The organism is Mycobacterium sp., from assembly GCF_035603715.1.
GTDB lineage: Bacteria > Actinomycetota > Actinomycetes > Mycobacteriales > Mycobacteriaceae > Mycobacterium.
In genome coordinates this window covers 1-19,860 of record NZ_DATNJW010000503.1, presented here as the reverse complement: position 1 = coordinate 19,860, position 19,860 = coordinate 1, and the positions used below count along the sequence as shown (strand labels likewise).

The window sequence follows — 19,860 nt, the reverse complement described above, 5'->3', positions numbered from 1 at the left end:
AGCGACAGTACGATGCCTTCATTGATGCGCAGGAGAATCGGTCGCTGCTGACGCGGGACGAGGATCTGCCGAGCGGCGACGAACTCGGCGCGGAGTTCGAGCGGTTCCTGGCACAGCAGGCAGACAAAAAGTTCGACGACGACGATCCGACCTGATCGCCCCCCCGGGCCCGACAGCGAAGTTGGCGACCATGACTCAGCGCAAGCCCAATCTTCGCTCCGTGCGAGAGGTCACGCCGCAACTGCAGTTTCGGACACTGCACGGTTATCGTCGCGCGTTCCGCATCGCCGGTTCCGGCCCGGTGATCCTGCTGATCCACGGGATCGGTGACAATTCCACGACCTGGGAGACAGTTCAAGCCAGGCTCGCGCAGAGGTTCACGGTGATCGCCGTCGACCTGCTGGGCCACGGGCAATCGGACAAGCCGCGCGCCGATTACTCGGTCGCCGCCTATGCCAACGGGATGCGCGACCTGCTTTCCGTCCTCGACATCGAGCGGGCCACCGTCGTCGGTCATTCGCTCGGCGGCGGGGTCGCGATGCAATTCGCTTACCAGTTCCCGCATCTCGTCGAACGACTGGTCCTGATCGGCGCCGGCGGCGTCACCAAGGATGTCAATATCGCGCTGCGGCTCGCGGCGCTGCCGATGGGCAGCGAGGCGCTGGCACTGCTGCGGCTGCCGTTCGTGCTACCGGCGTTACAGATCTTCGGGCGCGCGGCCGGCTTGGTCTTGGGCTCCACTGCAATCGGCCACGACCTGCCCGACGTGCTACGGGTGCTCGCCGGCCTGCCGGAGCCGATGGCCTCGGCGGCGTTCACCCGGACACTGCGCGCGGTCGTTGACTGGCGCGGCCAGAGCGTCACCATGCTGGATCGATGTTATTTGACGCGATCCGTTCCGGTGCAGATTATTTGGGGCACCGACGATGTGGTAGTTCCTGTCAGCCATGCCCACATGGCACACGCTGCGATGCCGGGCTCCCAATTGGAAATCTTCGAGGGCTCCGGGCATTTCCCGTTCCACGACGACCCCGAGCGATTCATCGAAGTCGTCGAGCGCTTCATCGACACCACCGAACCGTCCGAGTACGACCAAACCGCTCTTCGCGAACTGCTCCGCAGCGGCGGCGGCGCGCAGACCGTCTCCGGGTCGGTCGATACCCGTGCCGCGGTGTTGGAGGCGATGGGCTCCGACGAGCGCAGCGCCACCTGATCGCCGCTTCGAGGTGACGCCGTACAGTCGGCTCCATGAGCATCGACGTCACGGTGTTGCGGGTTTTCACCGACTCCGCGGGCAATTTCGGTAACCCACTCGGTGTGGTCGACGCCGCGACGGTCGACCCCGGTCAGCATCAACGCATCGCGGCCGAATTGGGCTACAGCGAAACAGTTTTCATTAATGGTCCCGCCGAGGGTTCCACCACCGCCGATGCACGTATTTACACCCCGCTAGTCGAGCTGCCGTTCGCCGGGCACCCGACGGTCGGGGCGTCGTGGTGGTTGCGATCGACCGGTACGCCGATTCACACCCTGCAGGTACCGGCCGGAGTGGTGCAGGTGCACTATGTCGACGACATCACCGCCATCAGCGCCCGCGCAGACTGGGCGCCAGAGTTCGCCGTCCACGATCTAGAAAGCCTCGACCAGCTTGCCGCCGCCGATCCGGCTGACTTTCCCGACGACGTTGCGCACTACCTGTGGGCATGGATCGATGAGTCCGCCGGGTCGTTGCGGTCCCGGTTTTTCGCCGCCAATCTTGGTGTGCCGGAAGACGAAGCGACCGGCTCGGCTGCCGTGCGGATGACCGAATACCTCAGTCGTGACCTGAGCATCACCCAGGGCAAGGGATCGCTGATCGAGACAACGTGGAGCCCGCAGGGCTGGGTTCAGGTCGGCGGTCGCGTGGTCAACGACGGCGTGAGGCGGATCAGCAGCTGACCCTCGAGCCCGGCGGCGCGGTGGATGCCGATCTCCGTCACTTCGGGGGACGTCACGATCGTCGCAAACGATGCGGCGGAGGGATATTCGACCAGCACGCAGGTGTCCCAGACGTCGTCGACCTCGCCGATCACCAGGGACGCGATATCGCCGCCGAACACCACTCGCCCGCCGTTGCGTTCGATGACGTTCTGCATCGCCGCGCCGTAGAGGTCGTACGCTTCACGACCGGTCAGATCGCTGGCGCGTCCGTCCGAATAGACCGCCTTCGCCCGGAATTTGAGCAGGTTGAGCATCACGACGGGCGTGTCAGAGGCATCCGCGATCAGCGCTTCGACGCGGGAACGGGTTGGGTAGATATGGTTTTCGACATCCACGGTGTGGCCTCCTCAGGTTGTCGAGCGAAGCGCAGAGTCTTTGCGGCGCAACACCGCGCCAAGGTGATGCTGCATCGGTTGTCCGACCGCGCCCATCTGCAGCGAGTACGACAGCTCGTCGCCGTCGAGCCGGAAGCGCCTGCCGAGCGAGGTCACCTCTTTGGCGGTCGGTGTCAGACCGACCTGTGTCGTCGTCATCTCGAGGTCGATCGTGGCGCCGTCGACCGTGTAGGTCCCGACTTCGATTTCAGTGACGCCGCTCGGGTGGGCCAGCACGAGCTCGACCTGACCGGATCGCGGTACGCGAAGATACCCCGTCTCGGCGTGCAGCGGCGCCCCGTCGGCTGCCGCTTTGGTTTTCTGTCCGTAGACCAGAAACGGTTTGCCCACATGAGAGAACGTGACTTCTTCCAGGTAGTCGAATGGCTCGATCGTGGGGTACTCACCGGATCCACTCCCCTGCCATACCCCGAGCAACGGTGCCAGCGCTTGCAGGTTGGGGTGCAGCTCAGGTGGCATTCGGTCAGCCTAGTCCGGCCCCGGCACGGCGACCACGATGCGGGCTATGCGGCGTGTACGTCGGGCGTGCGGACGTGCTCGGGACGAAAGCCCCGGCCGACGATGATCGGCGGGATGAACTGCAGCGGTCCCCGTCCGACGATCTTCGGAACTCGGATCGGCGACAGGTCACCGTCCAAGTTGGGTTCGATCGCGTTGTTTTGCACGAATACCTGACCGGCCTGAATGATCCTGGCCGGCAGCTCACGACGGCGCTGCACCTTCGCGAGATCGGCTTCGGTCAACCGGTTTTCACGCAACGGACCACACAGGATGTTCGCCGCCGCCACCGCGTCGGCGACCGCCAAATTGATGCCGACCCCACCAACCGGCGACATCGCATGTGCAGCATCGCCGATGCACAACACACCTTTGCGCCACCAGGTTTTCAGCCGATCCACCCGCACATCGAGCTGGCTGGTGTCGTCCCACGAGTGCAAGTCCTTGACGTGTTCAGCCAACTCAGGCTGCACGGAAACCAGCCGCTCTTTGAACGCCTCCAGCGAGCCGCCTTGGGGGTTCGCACCCTTGGGCATGACGTAGGCAATTTGCCAATAGTCGCCCCGATAGATCATGGCCATCATCAGACCCTTGCGGACCACCCCGACGAGTTCTTCAGGGTCACCCGGACGCCAGTTCAGCCGGAACCACAAGACGTCTATCGGCGAGTTCGCGCTCCCGATCTGCAGACCGGCCGCGGCGCGCACCGCGGATTTGCGTCCGTCAGCGCCGATCACAAGGTCGGAACGCACCTCGAGTTCCGGGGTGCGCACGCCGACGACGCGGTCGCCGTCAAAGACCAGATCCGTCACCTCGGCATTGCGGAGCAAGGTGAATTCCGGGTACGCACTGGCCTTTTCGGCGAGGAAGTCCAGGAAGTCCCACTGCGGCATGAGCGCGATGTAAGGCTGCTTGAAACCGAGCCGCGAGAGTGCGCTGAAGTTTCCGAAAGTTCGGAGCGTCCCGTCGGTGTTGAAAGCCAAGCGCGTGACTTTGGTGTGCGGGAGACGCAGAAACTCGTCGATGAACCCCAGTTCGTCCATGACCCGGAGCGTGCTGGGATGTACGGTGTCGCCGCGGAAGTCGCGCAGAAAGTCATTGTGCTTTTCCAACACGGCAACGTTGATCCCTGCGCGGGCCAGCAGCAGAGCGTGCACCATGCCCGCGGGGCCGCCGCCGGCGACACAAACCTGGGTCTGCAGAACTTGCGTCATGCCCTGACCCTACGACGCGCCGGTCAACCGGAAGCGGGCACCTTGCGGTGGGCACGCAGCGTCTTGATCTCGCGCTCGAAATCCTCTGCAGACTCGAAAGACCGGTACACCGAGGCGAATCGCAGATAGGCGACTTCATCGAGTTCGCGTAGCGGCCCCAGGATCGCAAGGCCGACTTCGTTACTGGGGACTTCCGGTGATCCCCCGGCTCTTACCGCATCCTCGACCTGCTGGGCCAGCAAGTTCAGCGCGTCGTCGTCGACCTGACGGCCCTGACATGCCCGGCGCACCCCGCTGATCACCTTCTCGCGGCTGAATGGCTCGGTCACACCGCTGCGCTTGACGACGGCCAGTACTGCGGTTTCGACAGTGGTGAATCGGCGACCACACTCCGGGCACGAGCGGCGGCGGCGGATGGCCTGGCCCTCGTCCGTCTCGCGGGAGTCGACGACTCGGGAATCGGGGTGCCGGCAGAACGGACAATGCATGGCCGCTCCTTCGCCGCACTGACTTCGGGGTGTCCCAAGCCACCACGAGCGTACCTGCGTGCACGGCTGCAGGCCTAGCGCCGCCGGATGTCGCGCCTGGTAAATGACTCAGCCCACCGGGGCGATCAGCGTCTGGCCCGCGGTGACCGCCGACGAGTCGAGCTCGTTGAGCTCGCGGATCCGCGCCGCGACCTGACCGGTCGGCGCATCCGGCGCCACCCGAGCGGCCAGGCGCTGCAATGTCTCCCCGGGCTCGACCCGCACCACGGCGAGCCGGTCGGGCATCTGAACTGCCGCCTTCTCGGGGGCGGCATGCAACATGCCGCCAAAGTGCGCCACAAACCCGAGCCACACCGTGATCCCAGCCGCCACCAGAGCCAGCGCGACGGTTGTCGCCGGGGTGATCGGGCGAGGCCGATGCGACGCCGTCGACATCAAGACTCCGGTGCCGCGGTAACGCGGAGGCGCCACCACCGGCCGGCACGGCTGCGGACCACGGTGTCCCCCGCGCCGGGCGGGCGGGCGGACCTGAATCGGCCGAACTCGGGTCGGCGCGTTCGGCGAGATCGTCTCGATGGGCATCATGTGCGTTCCTCCAGTCGGCTTGTAGTCGATCACTTGTTCGAAGCATAATCGATAGTGTGTTCGAAAACCGAACATGTGATCGAACTGTTGCACACGATGCAGACGATAGAACCCGCCACCGACAGCTTTCGCCGGCCGCCGGACCAGCAACACGCGACATACCTCGAACACATGTTTGATATCTTGCCGAAATCCGGCTACATTCGGCCATATGAGCGATAGCGATACACCGGACGCCGACTCCGACCGCCCCTCGCGATCTGCGGAATCAACACTGACACCGCGTCAACGCACCATTCTCGACGTGATTCGAGCGTCGGTCACCAGTCGCGGATATCCGCCGAGCATCCGTGAGATCGGCGATGCCGTCGGCCTGACGTCGACGTCCTCGGTGGCTCATCAACTGCGGACACTGGAGAAAAAGGGTTACCTCCGCCGGGACCCGAACCGCCCGCGCGCCGTCGATGTCCGATCATCCGACGACGCCTCGAAGCCGACGGTGCTCACCGACGTCGCCGGGTCGGACGCACTGCCGGAACCCACCTACGTGCCGGTGTTGGGACGCATCGCGGCCGGCGGCCCGATCCTGGCCGAGGAAGCCGTCGAAGACGTCTTCCCGCTACCGCGCGAACTCGTCGGCGAGGGTGCACTGTTCTTGCTCAAGGTGGTTGGTGAATCCATGGTCGACGCCGCGATCTGCGACGGCGACTGGGTGGTGGTCCGTCAGCAGAATGTTGCCGACAACGGCGACATCGTGGCGGCGATGATCGACGGCGAAGCCACCGTCAAGACGTTCAAGCGCACCGGCGGCCAGGTCTGGCTGATGCCACACAATCCCGCCTTCGACCCCATCCCGGGCAACGACGCTGCCGTGCTCGGCAAGGTCGTCACGGTGATCCGCAAGATCTGACGCCGCTGCGGCCCGGTCGGCTACCCGGCCCTGTGGAATCCGTTGGCCTGCGCGATTTCCTCGCTGGCGAACCAAATTTCGGCCATGGTCTCGTCGTACAGGGCGCTGTCAGGCATGTAGTAGAGGCCGGAGCTCGCATGTGCCTTGACCGGATATCCGTCGGGCACCTGATACGGGTCGTCCATCGGAAGATGGATTGCCAACTGCCCGGGTGCAATTCGCGGTATCGGCACGGCGTCGGTGACTTGAGCGTCATCGTCGTCGGCGTTGGACGCAGCGTGCCGGCCGCCTCGGCCGTCATCCACTAGCGGAATCCCGGTTGGATCCGTGTCTACGTTATCGGGATCCTCGTCGAAGACCTCGTGGACGTCATGGCCATGTTCCTCGTGGACATCGTGGTCAACGTCCTCATGGACGTCCTGGCCATGTTCCTCGTGGACATCGTGGTCAACGTCCTCATGGACGTCCTGGCCGCGTTCCGCGTGGACATCGCGGCCGAAAGCGGCGAAACCGGAAACCTCGTCGGGAGTTTGGGTTTCGTCCTCGAGGAGCTCGTCCACCAAACTCTTGTGGTCCGGCGGCATCCATTCACTGCTCGGCTGACTGGGTATGCGCACGGTCCGACGTATCGGCCGGCGCTCCTCGGACAAGGTCGACGACGCCAGATCGGCATCTGCCTCCGGTGACCACCGCGCGACAGACTCGGTGGCGGGCTCGTAACTGGGTTCATCCGAGGCGCCGGCTTGGGCCGTGCGGTCGCGCTTAGCGGCACGGCGCAGACGCCACCATCGCGGCAAAAACGCCACCAAGCCGATCAACAAAAGCGCGCCAAGACCGGCCGGCAACCACCACCAATGCGCGGTCAGCCAATTAGCCTTACCTCCGGGCGACGCCGCGTTGGCCGGCGTCTTCTGACCCGGCACTTGCAAACCGGCCAACGCCGATGCCAAGTTCGCCGGTGCAGTCGTGAAGGAGTTCTTCGTCTTGTTCCAGGCGATCTGGCCACCGGCGAACTTCTGCGTGACGACGTCCTTGGAGACGGTCTGATCGCTGAGCGGCGCGCCCAGCTTGCCGGTCGCTCCGAGAAGCTTGTCCCACGCGGCTTTGATGGCCCCGCGGACAACGAATGCGCCGTGGTCGGCGGTCCAGAAGATCACCGGCTTGTCGACGGCGGAAAACGCGCTGATCTTGCTGGCCGTTTTGAGCCCGCCATCGGCCTCGTTGGCGATCGGGAAACCGAGGTCACCGCCCGGCCCACCGAGCGACTCGTATTTGGTCAGAATGTCGGCCTCGATGGCGTTGGCGCCGCTGGCGGGGCTGAAGAAGATCTTGCCTCCGGCGAAGTTCTGGGCCAGTCCGTCGTTACCCGCTGGATACTGATCGCCCTGTTTGGCGCCGAGCGGCCCAGATGGCCCGCCGGCCGCCCGCCAAGCCATGTTGATGTCCGCCGTCGGATCGACGGGTACCTGCAGGTCGGTGAGCTTGCTCGCCAGATCGGGCGGGACGGTGGTGAAGGCCTTGGTGAGCCGGTTCCAGGACACCTTGCCGCCGCTGAACGCCTGGGTGGCGAGTTCGCCGTCGAAGGTCTCGTCGCCGGTCGGCACGCCCAGGGCGCCACCGGAGCTGCCCAGTTTGTCCCATGCGGCGTTGATCGCACCGCGCACGACGAACGCGCCGTGATCGGCGGTCCAGTAGATCAGCGGCTTGTCGCTGGCCGAGAAGGTGCTGACCCGACTGTCGGGACCGGCCAGACCGCGGACTTCGTTAGCCGTCGGGAAGCCGAGATCCGAGGCCGCCGGGCCACCCAGGGCTTCGTATTTGTCCAGAACGGCGCCCATCATCGACCTGGGGCCGGTGGCCGGAGTGAAGAACATCTTGCCGTGCACGAAGTCCTGAGCAAATCCCTGACCAGCGACGTAGCAATCACCTTGCTTGGCGCCCAGATCCGAATTGTCGCCGCCGGCATCCTTCCAGGCCGCGGTGATCGCATTATCAGCGTCGCCGATTGGGGATGCCGCCGCGACGGGCGTCAGCAGCGCCATGCACGTCAATCCTGCGACCAGCGCCGCCAGACCACGCGCGGCGCGCGCGACGGCGCCCGATCGTGCTTGCTGCCTTGTCATCCCGCCCTCCCCGCGGCCGCCCAGTACGAAGCCTGGAACGCCAGTCTCAATCGCCCGGCGGGCCCGCCGCAACTCTGCTGTGGGCGACGACGCGTGCGAAGTCATACGAAGACACTACGGAATAGATATCCCGTCGACGCCGAATTATTCACCACAACGCAGGTGGTGTCGCATTCTGCTCGTTCAGTTTTAGGCTTCCGTGCCCCGATTTCGGTCGCTGGGAGCGAATCTTTCCGTGCCACGTCGGAAAGAAGCATTTATCGCTGGGTGGGGAGTTCGGCTTCTTTTCGACGACCCGGCGATCCGACACACACACGAATGCCGTCAAGCAATTACTACCGCGTAGCGACGCCCGAGAGCGAAACTACTTTGCTCCCGACGCACTGCCGCGGCTAGACGCCGAGGCTGCGGCCGATGATTTCCTTCATGATCTCGGTGGTGCCACCGTAGATCGTCTGCACCCGCGCGTCGAGATATGCACGTGCAACCGGGTATTCGCGCATGTACCCGTAACCGCCGTGGAGCTGCAGGCAGCGGTCGATCAAGTGCACCTGCTTCTCGGTGGCATACCACTTGGCCATCGCGGCCTGTTCGACGGTGAGTTTCTCCTCGAGGTGCAGCGCGACAAACTCATCGACCATGATCCGCACCACCGTGGCCTCAGTGGCCAATTCGGCGAGTAAAAACCGGCTGTTCTGGAAACTGCCGATGGGCTTGCCAAAGGCTTTGCGCTCCTTGGTGTATTGAATGGTCTGCTCCAGCACCTGCTCCATGGCAGCAGCGGCCATGATCGCGATCGAGATTCGCTCCTGTGGCAGATTCTGCATCAGGTAGATGAAGCCCTTGCCCTCGTCGCCCAGCAGGTTCTCGGCGGGCACTTCGACATCGGTGAAAGACAGTTCGGCGGTGTCCTGCGCATCCAGGCCGATCTTGTCCAAGTGCCGGCCCCGCTCGAATCCCTTCATGCCGCGTTCGACGGCCAACAGCGAAAAGCCTTGTGCACCTTTGTCGGGGTCGGTCTGAGCCACCACGATCACCAGGTCGGCGTTGATCCCGTTGGTGATGAACGTCTTTGAGCCGTTGAGGATGTAGTGGTCGCCCTGCTTGACCGCCCGGGTCTTGATGCCCTGCAGGTCGCTGCCGGTACCCGGCTCGGTCATCGCGATCGCGGTGATCATCTCGCCCGTGCAGAACTTGGGCAGCCAGCGCTGCTTCTGCTCCTCATTGGCCAGGCTCAGCAGGTAGGGCGCCACGATGTCGTTGTGCAGGCCGAACCCGATGCCGCTGAACCGGCCGTAGGTGGTCTCTTCGGTGATGATCGCGTTGTAGCGGAAGTCGGAGTTTCCGCCGCCGCCGTATTCCTCGGGAATCGACATTCCCAGGAACCCCTGCTTGCCGGCTTCCAGCCACACGCCTCGGTCGACGATCTTCGCCTTCTCCCACTCGTCGTGATACGGCGCGACGTGGCGTTCCAGGAATGACCGGTAGGACTCGCGGAACAAGTCGTGTTCGGGCTCGAACAGCGTGCGTTGGTATTTGACGGCGCTACCCATGATGACCTCCGGCGGGTTGGGAACACTGTCGCCCAAGATATACCAACCGGATGGTTGGTAGGCCCGTGGCGTCTCGTCGCGGCCTAGAGTCAGCGCATGGACGAGAGGATCCTGGTGCAGGAACTCGGACAGCTTCTCGAGTTCTCCTATACCGACATGCTGTGTTACGCCGGGCCGCACTCCCCGGCGGGCGTTGCCAGCGCATTCAAGGTGATGCAGCGCGCCTTCGCGGCGCTATCCGGAAACCAACCGCCGCAACGGCGGTCAATCGTCATCCGGACCGCCTTTGCGGGACCCGGGGCCCGCGACGGCTTCGAAGCCGTCACTCGTGCGGTGACCGACGGTCGTTACACCGTCGATCCGGCCCTGGCGCGGCCCGATCGCGGTCGGCTACTGCAGAGCTTCGTCTTCCAGGTCGTCCTCGGCGGCCGGGCGGCGACGCTGTTGCTGCGGCCCGGATTCATTACCGCCGAATTCTTCGAGCTGGCCGGCAAGGCCGAACGCAACCATGCCGAGGAGGCTCACCTCGACCAACTGAAAGCCCAACTCGCGCAGCGAATGCTGGAGACACCCGCCGAGGACGTCTACGAACTGGCGTAATCGTCCGAAATTCTGGATTAAATGTCTGGATAAGTGAGCGCTGAGTATTGTTACTGACGTTAAGTTAGTGAGGAAACGATTCCTCAAACACCTCCGGAAATCCCTTCCACCAGCATCAATAGACTATTGAAAAAAGTCCAAAAGTTTGTCGAGTATTTCCTTTACCCATCCAAACCATCGGCGGTAACTTAAATCCACCTGAGGACTCTCAGGTGTCCCAAGGGGAGGGCGGGGCCGTGGCCAGTCGGCGGAGCGGCGAAGCGTTGAGCCTCGCCCGCGGCGCTGGATTGACGTTCGGAATGACGCCCGTGGCAATCGCGCCGAAAGCCCAAATCAGTTCCGGGGAAAGGAAACCCATGCACGCCGCAACCAAGCGAACACTCGTCGCCGCAGCCGCGCTGGCGGCCGCAGGACTCTTCGGGTCGCTGCCGTATCACGGAACCGTTCAGGCGCAGGGCGTTCCGGTCCGGCACCACGACGTCGCGCTGGTTGACGCAAGCGACATTCTGACCCCCGAGACCACCTTCGACACCACGCTCTTCAATGAGCTGTTGGGGGCCAACGGACTCGAAGACCAGCTGTACACCTCGGTGCAAACGGCGCTCGGCACCACCGAAGCCAATCTGCTACTCGACACCGATGGTGCGATGCCCGTGTTCAGCGGCGTTTTCAATGGCGCAGAGAGCAGGTTCTCCGAGGCGCTGTTCATCGACGGCCTGGCCTCGGAAGACCAGCTGAACCAGCTGTTGGGTGTCAGCCAGTTGGCTTCGCAGACGGCGATTCTGGCCGACCTGACCGATAACCCTGGGCCTTCGATCCCCGCGGACTCCGGCGTCACACTGTCCGGGCTCGAAAGCGCCCTGGGTTCATCGACCTTCGATACGGACCTGACGTCCATCGCCAACGCGGACTACGCCTTCGCGGTGGGTGATTTCCAGGGTTACCTGGCCGACCTGACCACCAACCTGGGCAGCCTCGACTTGGGCAGCACCGACATCCTGACAACTCTGCTCGGCGACCTGACCGGCGGCACCGCCGGCGATGGCCTGAACCTCCTCACTGGAGACCTCGGCACGTTGGTCACCGATCTGCTCAGCGGTCTCCTCTAACAAAAGAACCAACAGAAGCGCCGGAGCTGGGGGCTCCGGCGCTTTCTGTTATTTCCGACAGCACGTCACAAACTTGATTTATTCTGCGAAAACCAGAAATTCAAGATCGATTTATTTTCAGCCTCAAAGAAACTTGTGAACAGCACTTCTACGCGCACAAAAAAGATTTCAAAATTTCGGCCGTTTCCGCGCTGGCTCAAACTCCAAGGGATAGCTTTATTACGCCTGAGAATGTTCAGGTGTCCGATGGGGAGGACGGGGGCCATGGCCGGTCGACGACGCAGCCTGAAGTTCATCACACGCTGCGGTGGCGCATTTGGGATGACTCCGGTGGCAATCACGCCGCCAGCCCACATCATTTAACGGGGAAGGGAACCATGCGCTCCGCAACCAAACGAACACTCATAGTGGCCGCCGGCCTCACGGCGGCAGCACTCTTCGGGTCGCTGGACTATCACGGGTCGTCGCAGGCCCAAGGCGTGCCCACCCAGCACCACGACGTCGCACTGGTCGCCGCCATCGACGCGACACTCTCGGCTTGACGAGAACCCTCGTCAGGTCGCCGAGAATTGGCGCAGGCTCGCGGCCAGCGCAACCGGCACCCGCGCTTTGATCCGGGTGCCGTCGCTGATGTGCTCGGTTTCCTGGACCCGGCCGTCGGCGTGCACGCGCGACACCAGATCGCCACGGTTGTAAGGAATCACGACGTCGACAGCGGTGTCGGTCGGTGCGGCCAGCTCGGCCATCCGACGGCGCAGCGCCTCGACACCGTCGCCGGTGCGAGCCGAGACGAACATCGCCCCGGGCAGCGCACGCCGCAACTTGGCCAGCCCCAGATCGCCGGCGGCATCGGTCTTGTTGACGACGATCAGTTCCGGCGCCGGGCCGCTGTCATGGTCGGCGAAAACCTCGGAGATCACCTGGCGCACCGCGCTGATCTGAGCCAGCGGGTTGACGTCGGAGCCGTCGACGACGTGCACCAGCAGATCCGCGCCGACCACTTCCTCAAGCGTCGAGCGGAACGCCTCGACGAGCTGGGTCGGCAGGTGCCGCACGAAACCGACGGTGTCGCTGACCACGAACGGCCGTCCGTCATCGAATTCGCCCCGGCGAGTCGTGGGTTCCAGGGTTGCGAACAGCGCATCCTGCACCAGCACCCCGGCCCCGGTCAACGCGTTCAGCAGACTGGACTTGCCGGCGTTGGTGTAGCCGACGATCGCGATGGACGGTATGTCGCTGCGGACCCGGCGACTGCGCTGGGTGTCTCGGACCTGCTTCATATCCTTGATGTCGCGGCGCAGCTTGGACATTCGCTCGCGGATGCGTCGCCGGTCGGTTTCGATCTTGGTCTCACCGGGACCACGCAGACCCACACCGCCGCCGCTGCCGCCGGCACGACCACCGGCCTGCCGCGACATCGACTCACCCCAGCCGCGCAGTCGCGGCAGCATGTATTCCATCTGCGCCAGCGATACCTGCGCTTTGCCTTCCCGGCTGGTGGCGTGCTGGGCGAAGATGTCGAGGATCAGCGCGGTGCGATCGATGACCTTGACCTTGACCGCCTTTTCCAGCGCGTTCAGCTGCGCCGGGGACAGCTCGCCGTCGCAGATGACGGTGTCGGCGCCGGTCGCCGTCACCACGTCACGCAGTTCCGCCGCCTTGCCCGACCCGATGTAGGTCGAGGGATCGGGCTTACTGCGCCGCTGGACCATGCCCTCGAGCACCTCCGACCCTGCGGTCTCGGCGAGCGCCGCCAACTCGGCGAGGCTGGCATCGGCGTCGGCGGCGCTGCCGTCGGTCCACACGCCCACCAGCACCACCCGCTCGAGGCGCAGCTGTCGATACTCGACCTCGGAGATGTCGGCGAGTTCGGTGGATAGCCCGGCGACGCGGCGCAGTGCAGCGCGGTCATCCAGGTCGAGCTCTCCCGTACTGGGCAAGTCGTGTTCAGGCCAGTGGGATTTGGGTAAGTCAGGATATGTCATAGGCAATTACAAATGGTGCACGCCGAAGCCGCCGCGTGCATCCCATTTAACGCAGCGCGCTCCCCCACCATTCCTCGCTGAGTTCACCGCGGGCCACCAACACCGACGGTCCACGCAGGTAACTGGTGGCTTCGGTCACGGTGACGACGACATCGCCGCCGGGAACCCGCACGGTCAGGGTGCCGCTGGTCGCGCCGGCATGCGACAGCGCGGCGACGGCAGCGGCGACGGTTCCTGTTCCGCAGGAACGGGTTTCGCCCACTCCCCGCTCATGGACCCGCATGCTCACTGCGCCGTCGGCCGGGGCGGTCAACACCTCGACGTTCACGCCGTCCGGGAACTGGCCGTGGTCGAAGCTGACCGGCGCCGCAACATCTAGCGCCGCCAGCGCCTCGAGCGTGAGCTCAGGGTCGACGCAGGCCAGATGCGGGTTGCCGACGTCGACCGCCAACCCGCTGAACGTGTGGCCGCCCACCACAGCCTGCCCGGGCCCGAGCAGGTTGACCTTGCCCATGTCGACGCTCACGTCGGCGTTGGTCGCATCGATGTGGTGCAAGACGACCGGGCGCGGCCCGGCCAGTGACCCGACGACGAATTCATCGCGGCTTTCCACCCCGCTGGCCCGCAGGTAGTGCGCGAACACCCGCACGCCGTTGCCGCACATCTGCGCGATCGAGCCGTCGGCGTTGCGGTAGTCCATGTACCAGTCGTCGGCGTGGACACCGTCGGGCGCCCGGTCGAACACGCCCGCGGCCAGCGCCGCCCCCGCCGTGGTGACTCGCAGCACGCCGTCGGCGCCAAGGCCGCGGCGCCGGTCGCATAACGCCGACACCACCGCCGGCGTCAGCGTCAGCGCGGCATCCGGGTCATCCAGCACGACGAAGTCGTTCTGGGTGCCATGCCCTTTGGCGAAGCGGATCACCTGCTCAGGATACGTGCCGCCACGCTCGTAACGCCGCGTCGGCGTTCCCGGCCGCGGTCGCATCCAGCCAGTGGATCCGGTGATCGCGGCGAAACCACGACCGCTGCCGTCGCACGTAGCGGCGTGTGCCGATGAACGTCGGCTCGCGGGCCGCGTCGCCGTCTCCGCCCGCATCGAGGTCGGCGAGAACCTGCGCATAGCCCAGCGCCCGGGACGCGGTGACGCCGTCGCGCAGGCCACGGCCGAGCAATCTGGTCACCTCGTCGACCAGGCCTTCGGCGAACATCGAATCGGTGCGCTGCGCTAGTCGCTCGTCTAGAAGCTCTGTGTCGCAATCTAATCCGATGATCACGGTGTCCCAGCGGGGTGCGCCGATGACGGGTGCCGACGCCGCGAACGGTTGGCCGGTGAGCTCCACCACCTCCAGCGCCCGCACGATCCGTCGCCCGTCGGTGGACAGGATCGACGCGGCGGCCGCCGGGTCGCGATCGGCCAGTTCGGCGTGCAGGCCGCCGGTGCCGACCTCGGCAAGCCGCTGTTCCCATTTCGCGCGTACCGCGGGATCGGTCGCCGGGAACGACCATTCGTCGAGCAGCGATTGGATGTACAGCATCGACCCGCCCACCAGCACCGGAACGCTTCCCCGGTCGGCGATCGCCTGAATGTCGGCGGCGGCGGCCCGCTGGTAGCGCGCGACGGTCGCGGTCTCGGTGACGTCGAGGACATCGAGCTGGTGATGAGGGATGCCGCGGCGATGTGCGACGGGCAGTTTTGCGGTGCCGACGTCCATCCCGCGGTAGAACTGCATCGCGTCGGCGTTGACGATTTCCGCGCCGGTCTGTCCGCCGAGCCGCTCTGCGACCTCAAGGGCCAGCTGCGATTTGCCGGTACCGGTCGGCCCGACGATCGCCAATGGCCTCACGGCTGCCAGACGCCGGCGAAGTACCCGACGCCGTAAGGCTCCGAACGGTAGAGCTCCTTGGCCGATCGCGGTACCGGCTCAGCCAGACCGGCCAGCACGCCGAAGGCCACCCGTCCACGAACCTGCGCGGGCAGCCGGGTCAACGCGGCCAGATCGCCGCTGGCCAGGGCGTCGTCCAGGGCGCGCTGCACATCGACGTCGGCGGGCTGGTGACCGCCGGGGGCCGACGGGGTCAAGGTGTTTGCGCCGTCGGCGACGACCAGCACCCCGGTCGGCTCGGTGGTCTGGTCGATTTCGTTGCGCAACTGCCTGCCCAGGTCGACCGCGGTCGCGCTGTCGTGGCCCTCGGCGTAGACCCGGACCTGCACCGCTGTCTCCGGCTGAGCCTGAGCCCGAATCCAGCCGGCGATCAGCGCGCATAACGGCAGCTCGACCGGCTGCCCGGTGGCCTGCGGCGAAAGCCGTACCGGCACGTCGACACCGAATCCCGCGAACGTCCCGACGGCCTCCGGGCCGACCACGCCGTCAGAGCCGCCCACCCCGACCGCGATCCAGCGCGGCGGCAGCGTGACGACGGCGGCGACCATGGCCGCCCGAAGCTCGGCGACCTCGTCCGCCGCAGCGCCGGCGAGCTCGGGCACCAGCACCGGCGCCGACGGGATGATCGCGATGGCGCTCAACACGCCATCAAACTAACGGGTCGCGGGCAAGGCGGCGAAAGAGTCGGTGTGGGCTTCCACCGTTTCGGCTTCTCCGCGGGCCAGTGCCGCGGTCGCGACCACCATCACGACGACCGCGGCGGCCAGGACGAACACCGTCTCGTCGCCCGGGTGCACCGTTTCGCCGAGCACACAAACACCCAGTAGCGCGCCGACCGTCGGCTTGGCCACCGTCATCGTCGGCATCGAGGCATTGAGCGGACCACCCCGATAGGCCGACTGCTGGAATACCATGCCGGCGATCGCGGCGCCGATGCAGGCATACAGCTCGGGAGCGGCCAGGACCGCGACGATGCCGCCCTTGGCCGCGTCGACGGCGCCCTTCACCAACACCGCGAACAGCGCCAGCGACGCACCGGACACCGCGGCCAGCAGCACCGCTGCGATCGCCCCATCCGGCCAGAGTCGCGCCCCCAACAGACACAAACCAACCAACGGCCCCGCGATAGCGGCAACCAACAGCCACGTGTGCAGCGGGGCCCGCGAATATCCTGCCACCGGATTGCCGACGGTGACGACGACGGCCAGCGCAGTGGCCAATATCGCCGCCCAACTCCAGTCCCACTTGGTCACCGGAGCCCCAGTCATCCGGGCGTAGAGCGGCAAAGCGAACAACAATGCCGTGACCTGCAGCCCGGTCACCAGGATCACCGATCCGAGGCTCAGCGCCCCGGCCTGTAGGCCGTAGTTGGCGACCGCCGCCACAGCTCCGAGCCGCCAATCGCGATTGCGCCACGACATGAAAAACAACGCGAGGTAGCCGACCCGTCCGTCGGTGACCTCGTGAGCGGACCGCTGCCTCGCCACGTTGCCGAGCGCCGATGCGAACGCGGCAGCCAGTGCCAGCAGCACAGCGAGATCCGACTTCGGCACGACCTACCCCTCCTTGCAGATATCTTCCACGCCACCGTACTGACGTGCGCTATGAAAACCCTTGCGCCGCGCGTCGCACCTAGCGATTCGGCACCGCTTCGTCACGCAGGACCACGTCTTGCCCAGCGCCGGCCGCCATGGTGGCCGCCTCGCCACGCGCCAGCGCAATGGTCGAGACGACAACCACCACCGCGGCGGCGATCAGCACAAACGATTCGGGGCCGTCGACGCGCAACGTCTCGCCGAGCACCAGCACCCCGAGCAGCGACGCCACCACCGGCTTGGCCACAGTCACTGTCGGCAGCGAGGCGGTCAGCGCACCGGCACGGAACGACGACTGCTGAAAGATCATCCCCGCCAACGCGGCCGGTATCAGAGCGTAGGCCTCGGGTGCTCGCAGCAATGCCCCGAAGCCGCCTTCGACCGCCTCGACGGCACCTTTGGTCAGCACCGCGAACAGCGCCAGCGACGAGCCAGCAACCGCCGCCAACAGCACCGGTGCGGCCGGTCCGCCCGACCAGAGCCGCGCACCGAGCACGCACAACACCAAGATCGGACCCAGCACTACGGCCACCGCCACCCAGGTCTGCAGCGAACCTCGGTCGATGCCGGCGCTCGGGTGACCGACAGTGACCAGGACCGCCAATGCGGCAGCCAGCAGCACCGCCCACACCCACTCCGACCGGGTGACCCGGTGATGAGCCAGCCGCGCGTAGATCGGCAATGCGAACAGCAGCGACGTCACCTGCAGCGCCGTCACCAGCATCACGGATCCCAGCGCCAACGCGCCGGCCTGCAGGCTGTAATTCGCGACCGCGCCGGCGGCGCCCAGCCACCACCGCCTGTCGCGCACCGACAAACGGAAGAGCTCCAGATGGCCGACCTCCTTGTCGGTGATCTCCTGGGCCGACCGCTGGCGGATCACGTCGCCGATCGCAGACGCCAGAGCGGCGCACAGCGCGATCAGCGCCGCATAGTCCGCTTTCGACACCATTCACCGCCCGTTCACAACCAGTTGGTCTACAGCCTAGGGCGACTGGCAACCGGGCGTCGGTTACAGCTCAGCGGCCGGGCCGACCCCCTGGCCCACAGCGTCAGCGCCATGATTTGCCCGCTTCGAGCCACAAATTGTTTCACGAATGAGGGGTAATCGCGGCTCACGCCGAGGCCTGCGCTGCCAACTCGGGCCACGTCGTGGAACAAGCTGCTTCAATACTGGTTGAGGTGCTGACAGAAGCACCTCGTGTCGACGGCGCCGCAATGCGCGGCAGGTGCGCGGCCAATAACCGCGCGAAGGGTAGGTAACGGCAGCTCATGACGCCTGACGAGCCACACAATGAACCCCGGCCCACCCCGCGACCCGGACCGCGGCCCGGGCCCAAACCGACGCCCCGACCCAACCCACACCCGGTGGCATCGGCGCCCGCCAGTGACCCACACCGATTCGGCCGGGTGGATGACGACGGAACGGTGTGGCTGATCAGCGCTGCCGGCGAGCGAACCATCGGATCCTGGCAGGCGGGCGACAACGAAGCGGCGTTCGCCCACTTCGGTCGCCGCTTCGACGACCTGAGCACCGAAATCGCGTTGCTGGAAGAGCGGTTGGCCGCCGGTACCGGCGATGCACGCAAGATCAAAGCCACCGCCGCGGGCCTGGCCGAAACATTGCCGAGCGCGAACGTGCTCGGAGACGTCGATGCGCTGGCCGCTCGGCTGGCCGGGATCGCCGAACATGCCGAAGCCACCGCCGCGGCCGACCGCACTCGTCGCGACGAGCATCGCGCTGCCCAAACCGCGCGTAAAGAAGCCCTCGCCGTCGAGGCCGAGGAGCTTGCCAACACGTCGACGCAGTGGAAAGTCGCCGGCGACCGGTTGCGCTCGATCCTGGACGAGTGGAAGACAATTACGGGGCTCGATCGCAAAGCCGACGATGCGCTGTGGAAGCGCTATTCGGCGGCGCGAGAGACGTTCAACCGACGGCGCGGATCGCATTTCGCAGAACTGGATCGCGATCGGGCAGGTGCCCGCGAGGCCAAGGAACAGCTCTGCGTCAAAGCCGAAGAACTCGTCGACTCCACCGACTGGGGTGCGACCAGCGCCGAGTTCCGCAAGCTGCTGGTCGACTGGAAGGCGGCCGGACGCGCGGCCCGCGATGTCGACGACGCCCTGTGGCACCGCTTCAAAGCCGCCCAGGACACCTTCTTCAAGGCCCGCAACGCCGCGACCGCCGAGCGGGATGCCGAATTCGTCGCGAACGCCACCGCGAAGGAGGCGCTGCTGTCGGAGGCCGAAAAGCTCGACACCAGCAATCCCGAAGCAGCCAGGGCTGCCTTGCGGACGATCGGCGACAAGTGGGACGCGATCGGCAAGGTTCCCCGGGAGCGGTCGGCCGACCTCGAGCGTCGACTGCGTGCGGTCGAGAAGAAGGTTCGCGACGCCGCCGAGCCTTCCGGCCCGGACCCGCAAGCTCAGGCGCGCGCCGAGCAGTTCCGGGAGCGTGCCGAGCAATTCGAGCGCCAGGCCCAAAAAGCCGAGGCGGCAGGACGTTCCAAGGAAGCCGAAGAGGCCAAGGCCAACGCCGAACAGTGGCGGCAATGGGCCGAGGCCGCAGCCGATGCGCTGACCCGTAAGCGCTAGGCCGGCGGCTGCGCCGTGCCGTTGGGCTTCGGCGGCTCGGCACGGTCAGGGTCGTCGAAGGTTTCCAACAACGTTCGGGCCTGCAGATGCGCGGCGGCTCGACGGCGCTGTTCTTCGGCAGCGAGCTGAACGATCGTGCGCGACCAGACCACCCGCGCCCAGTGGAACGTCAACAAAATGATGGCGATCCAGGCGACGAACAGCCCGATACCGGGACCAGGGTGCCCGGAGGATACTGTCTGTCGTGACCACACGGCCAGCAAACCGGCGGCGCTGGCCACCGCGGATCCCGCCAGCGCAACCCAGGCCAGCGCCCACCGCCGGGTCAACAGCGCCAGCATCGAAAA

21 protein-coding genes and 2 pseudogenes are annotated in these 19,860 nt (G+C 65.8%); 8 read left to right on the top strand and 15 right to left on the bottom strand.

Going from position 1 to position 19,860, the window contains the following annotated elements:
* The 3 genes and pseudogenes from VN856_RS21065 to VN856_RS21055 all read left to right on the top strand — a co-directional run.
* Nucleotides 1–155, top strand: a pseudogene (locus tag VN856_RS21065) (PAC2 family protein); the annotation flags it as partial.
* Between the two features lie 35 nt (nt 156–190).
* Nucleotides 191–1,213, top strand: a complete 1,023-nt coding sequence (locus tag VN856_RS21060) for an alpha/beta hydrolase (RefSeq protein WP_325692550.1) — start codon at nt 191–193, stop codon at nt 1,211–1,213.
* A gap of 35 nt (nt 1,214–1,248) precedes the next feature.
* Nucleotides 1,249–1,938: a PhzF family phenazine biosynthesis isomerase gene (locus VN856_RS21055; RefSeq protein ID WP_325692548.1), complete on the top strand. Its 690-nt coding sequence runs from the start codon at nt 1,249–1,251 to the stop codon at nt 1,936–1,938.
* On the opposite strand, the gene VN856_RS21050 is transcribed toward VN856_RS21055, so the two are convergent.
* The 5 genes from VN856_RS21050 to VN856_RS21030 form a co-directional block, all read right to left on the bottom strand.
* On the bottom strand, nt 1,887–2,315 hold the full coding sequence (locus VN856_RS21050; protein ID WP_325692546.1) for a DUF1330 domain-containing protein: 429 nt from the start codon (nt 2,313–2,315) through the stop codon (nt 1,887–1,889). The two genes, VN856_RS21055 and VN856_RS21050, sit on opposite strands and share 52 nt — an antisense overlap.
* Before the next feature lie 12 nt (nt 2,316–2,327).
* Nucleotides 2,328–2,834, bottom strand: a complete 507-nt coding sequence (locus tag VN856_RS21045) for a peroxynitrite isomerase (RefSeq protein ID WP_325692544.1) — start codon at nt 2,832–2,834, stop codon at nt 2,328–2,330.
* Nucleotides 2,835–2,878: 44 nt separating this feature from the next.
* Nucleotides 2,879–4,087: an FAD-dependent oxidoreductase gene (locus tag VN856_RS21040; protein WP_325692542.1), complete on the bottom strand. Its 1,209-nt coding sequence runs from the start codon at nt 4,085–4,087 to the stop codon at nt 2,879–2,881.
* 23 nt (nt 4,088–4,110) lie between these two features.
* Nucleotides 4,111–4,575, bottom strand: a complete 465-nt coding sequence (gene nrdR, locus VN856_RS21035; RefSeq protein WP_325692540.1) for a transcriptional regulator NrdR — start codon at nt 4,573–4,575, stop codon at nt 4,111–4,113.
* Between the two features lie 108 nt (nt 4,576–4,683).
* Complete coding sequence (locus tag VN856_RS21030) at nt 4,684–5,160, bottom strand: LysM peptidoglycan-binding domain-containing protein (protein WP_414687013.1); 477 nt, start codon at nt 5,158–5,160, stop codon at nt 4,684–4,686.
* Nucleotides 5,161–5,371: 211 nt separating this feature from the next.
* On the opposite strand from VN856_RS21030, the gene lexA reads away from it, so the two are divergent.
* Nucleotides 5,372–6,070, top strand: a complete 699-nt coding sequence (gene lexA / locus VN856_RS21025) for a transcriptional repressor LexA (protein WP_325692536.1) — start codon at nt 5,372–5,374, stop codon at nt 6,068–6,070.
* Between the two features lie 20 nt (nt 6,071–6,090).
* Here lexA and VN856_RS21020 read toward each other — a convergent pair whose 3' ends face one another.
* Together VN856_RS21020 and VN856_RS21015 are read right to left on the bottom strand one after the other, a co-directional pair.
* Nucleotides 6,091–8,193 (bottom strand): LGFP repeat-containing protein, encoded by a 2,103-nt coding sequence (locus VN856_RS21020; RefSeq protein WP_414687012.1) that lies wholly within the window; start codon nt 8,191–8,193, stop codon nt 6,091–6,093.
* Between the two features lie 392 nt (nt 8,194–8,585).
* Nucleotides 8,586–9,746, bottom strand: coding sequence for an acyl-CoA dehydrogenase family protein (locus VN856_RS21015; RefSeq protein ID WP_325692534.1), 1,161 nt, complete (start codon nt 9,744–9,746; stop codon nt 8,586–8,588).
* 96 nt (nt 9,747–9,842) lie between these two features.
* Here VN856_RS21015 and VN856_RS21010 point away from each other — a divergent pair, with 96 nt between their 5' ends.
* Complete coding sequence (locus VN856_RS21010; protein WP_325692532.1) at nt 9,843–10,346, top strand: hypothetical protein; 504 nt, start codon at nt 9,843–9,845, stop codon at nt 10,344–10,346.
* A 356-nt stretch (nt 10,347–10,702) separates the two neighbouring features.
* Nucleotides 10,703–11,455, top strand: a complete 753-nt coding sequence (locus VN856_RS21005; protein ID WP_325692530.1) for a hypothetical protein — start codon at nt 10,703–10,705, stop codon at nt 11,453–11,455.
* A 65-nt stretch (nt 11,456–11,520) separates the two neighbouring features.
* Here the strand turns inward: VN856_RS21005 and VN856_RS21000 are convergent, their stop codons facing one another.
* Nucleotides 11,521–11,796: a hypothetical protein gene (locus VN856_RS21000; protein WP_325692528.1), complete on the bottom strand. Its 276-nt coding sequence runs from the start codon at nt 11,794–11,796 to the stop codon at nt 11,521–11,523.
* Nucleotides 11,797–11,862: 66 nt separating this feature from the next.
* Here VN856_RS21000 and VN856_RS20995 point away from each other — a divergent pair, with 66 nt between their 5' ends.
* Nucleotides 11,863–11,997 carry a hypothetical protein gene (locus tag VN856_RS20995; protein WP_325692527.1) on the top strand — a complete coding sequence of 45 codons (135 nt, stop codon included), beginning with the start codon at nt 11,863–11,865 and terminating at the stop codon, nt 11,995–11,997.
* 12 nt (nt 11,998–12,009) lie between these two features.
* Here VN856_RS20995 and hflX read toward each other — a convergent pair whose 3' ends face one another.
* The 6 genes from hflX to VN856_RS20965 form a co-directional block, all read right to left on the bottom strand.
* Nucleotides 12,010–13,440, bottom strand: coding sequence for a GTPase HflX (hflX, locus tag VN856_RS20990; protein ID WP_325692525.1), 1,431 nt, complete (start codon nt 13,438–13,440; stop codon nt 12,010–12,012).
* Between the two features lie 46 nt (nt 13,441–13,486).
* Nucleotides 13,487–14,359 carry a diaminopimelate epimerase gene (dapF, locus tag VN856_RS20985; RefSeq protein WP_325692554.1) on the bottom strand — a complete coding sequence of 291 codons (873 nt, stop codon included), beginning with the start codon at nt 14,357–14,359 and terminating at the stop codon, nt 13,487–13,489.
* A 7-nt stretch (nt 14,360–14,366) separates the two neighbouring features.
* Complete coding sequence (gene miaA, locus VN856_RS20980) at nt 14,367–15,284, bottom strand: tRNA (adenosine(37)-N6)-dimethylallyltransferase MiaA (RefSeq protein ID WP_325692523.1); 918 nt, start codon at nt 15,282–15,284, stop codon at nt 14,367–14,369.
* Nucleotides 15,281–15,967 (bottom strand): hypothetical protein, encoded by a 687-nt coding sequence (locus VN856_RS20975; RefSeq protein WP_325692521.1) that lies wholly within the window; start codon nt 15,965–15,967, stop codon nt 15,281–15,283. The genes miaA and VN856_RS20975 overlap by 4 nt, the downstream gene beginning before the upstream one ends.
* A 9-nt stretch (nt 15,968–15,976) precedes the next feature.
* Entirely contained in the window at nt 15,977–16,876 is a 900-nt protein-coding gene (locus tag VN856_RS20970; RefSeq protein WP_325692519.1) for a DMT family transporter, read from the bottom strand.
* Nucleotides 16,877–16,955: 79 nt separating this feature from the next.
* A complete protein-coding gene (locus VN856_RS20965; protein ID WP_325692552.1) occupies nt 16,956–17,867 on the bottom strand; it encodes a DMT family transporter in 912 nt (303 codons plus the stop codon).
* Between the two features lie 323 nt (nt 17,868–18,190).
* Between VN856_RS20965 and VN856_RS20960 the strand changes: the two genes are divergently transcribed.
* Nucleotides 18,191–19,513, top strand: a complete 1,323-nt coding sequence (locus VN856_RS20960; RefSeq protein WP_325692517.1) for a DUF349 domain-containing protein — start codon at nt 18,191–18,193, stop codon at nt 19,511–19,513.
* On the opposite strand, the pseudogene VN856_RS20955 reads toward VN856_RS20960, so the two are convergent.
* Nucleotides 19,510–19,860, bottom strand: a pseudogene (locus VN856_RS20955) (hypothetical protein); the annotation flags it as partial. The gene VN856_RS20960 and the pseudogene VN856_RS20955 overlap by 4 nt on opposite strands.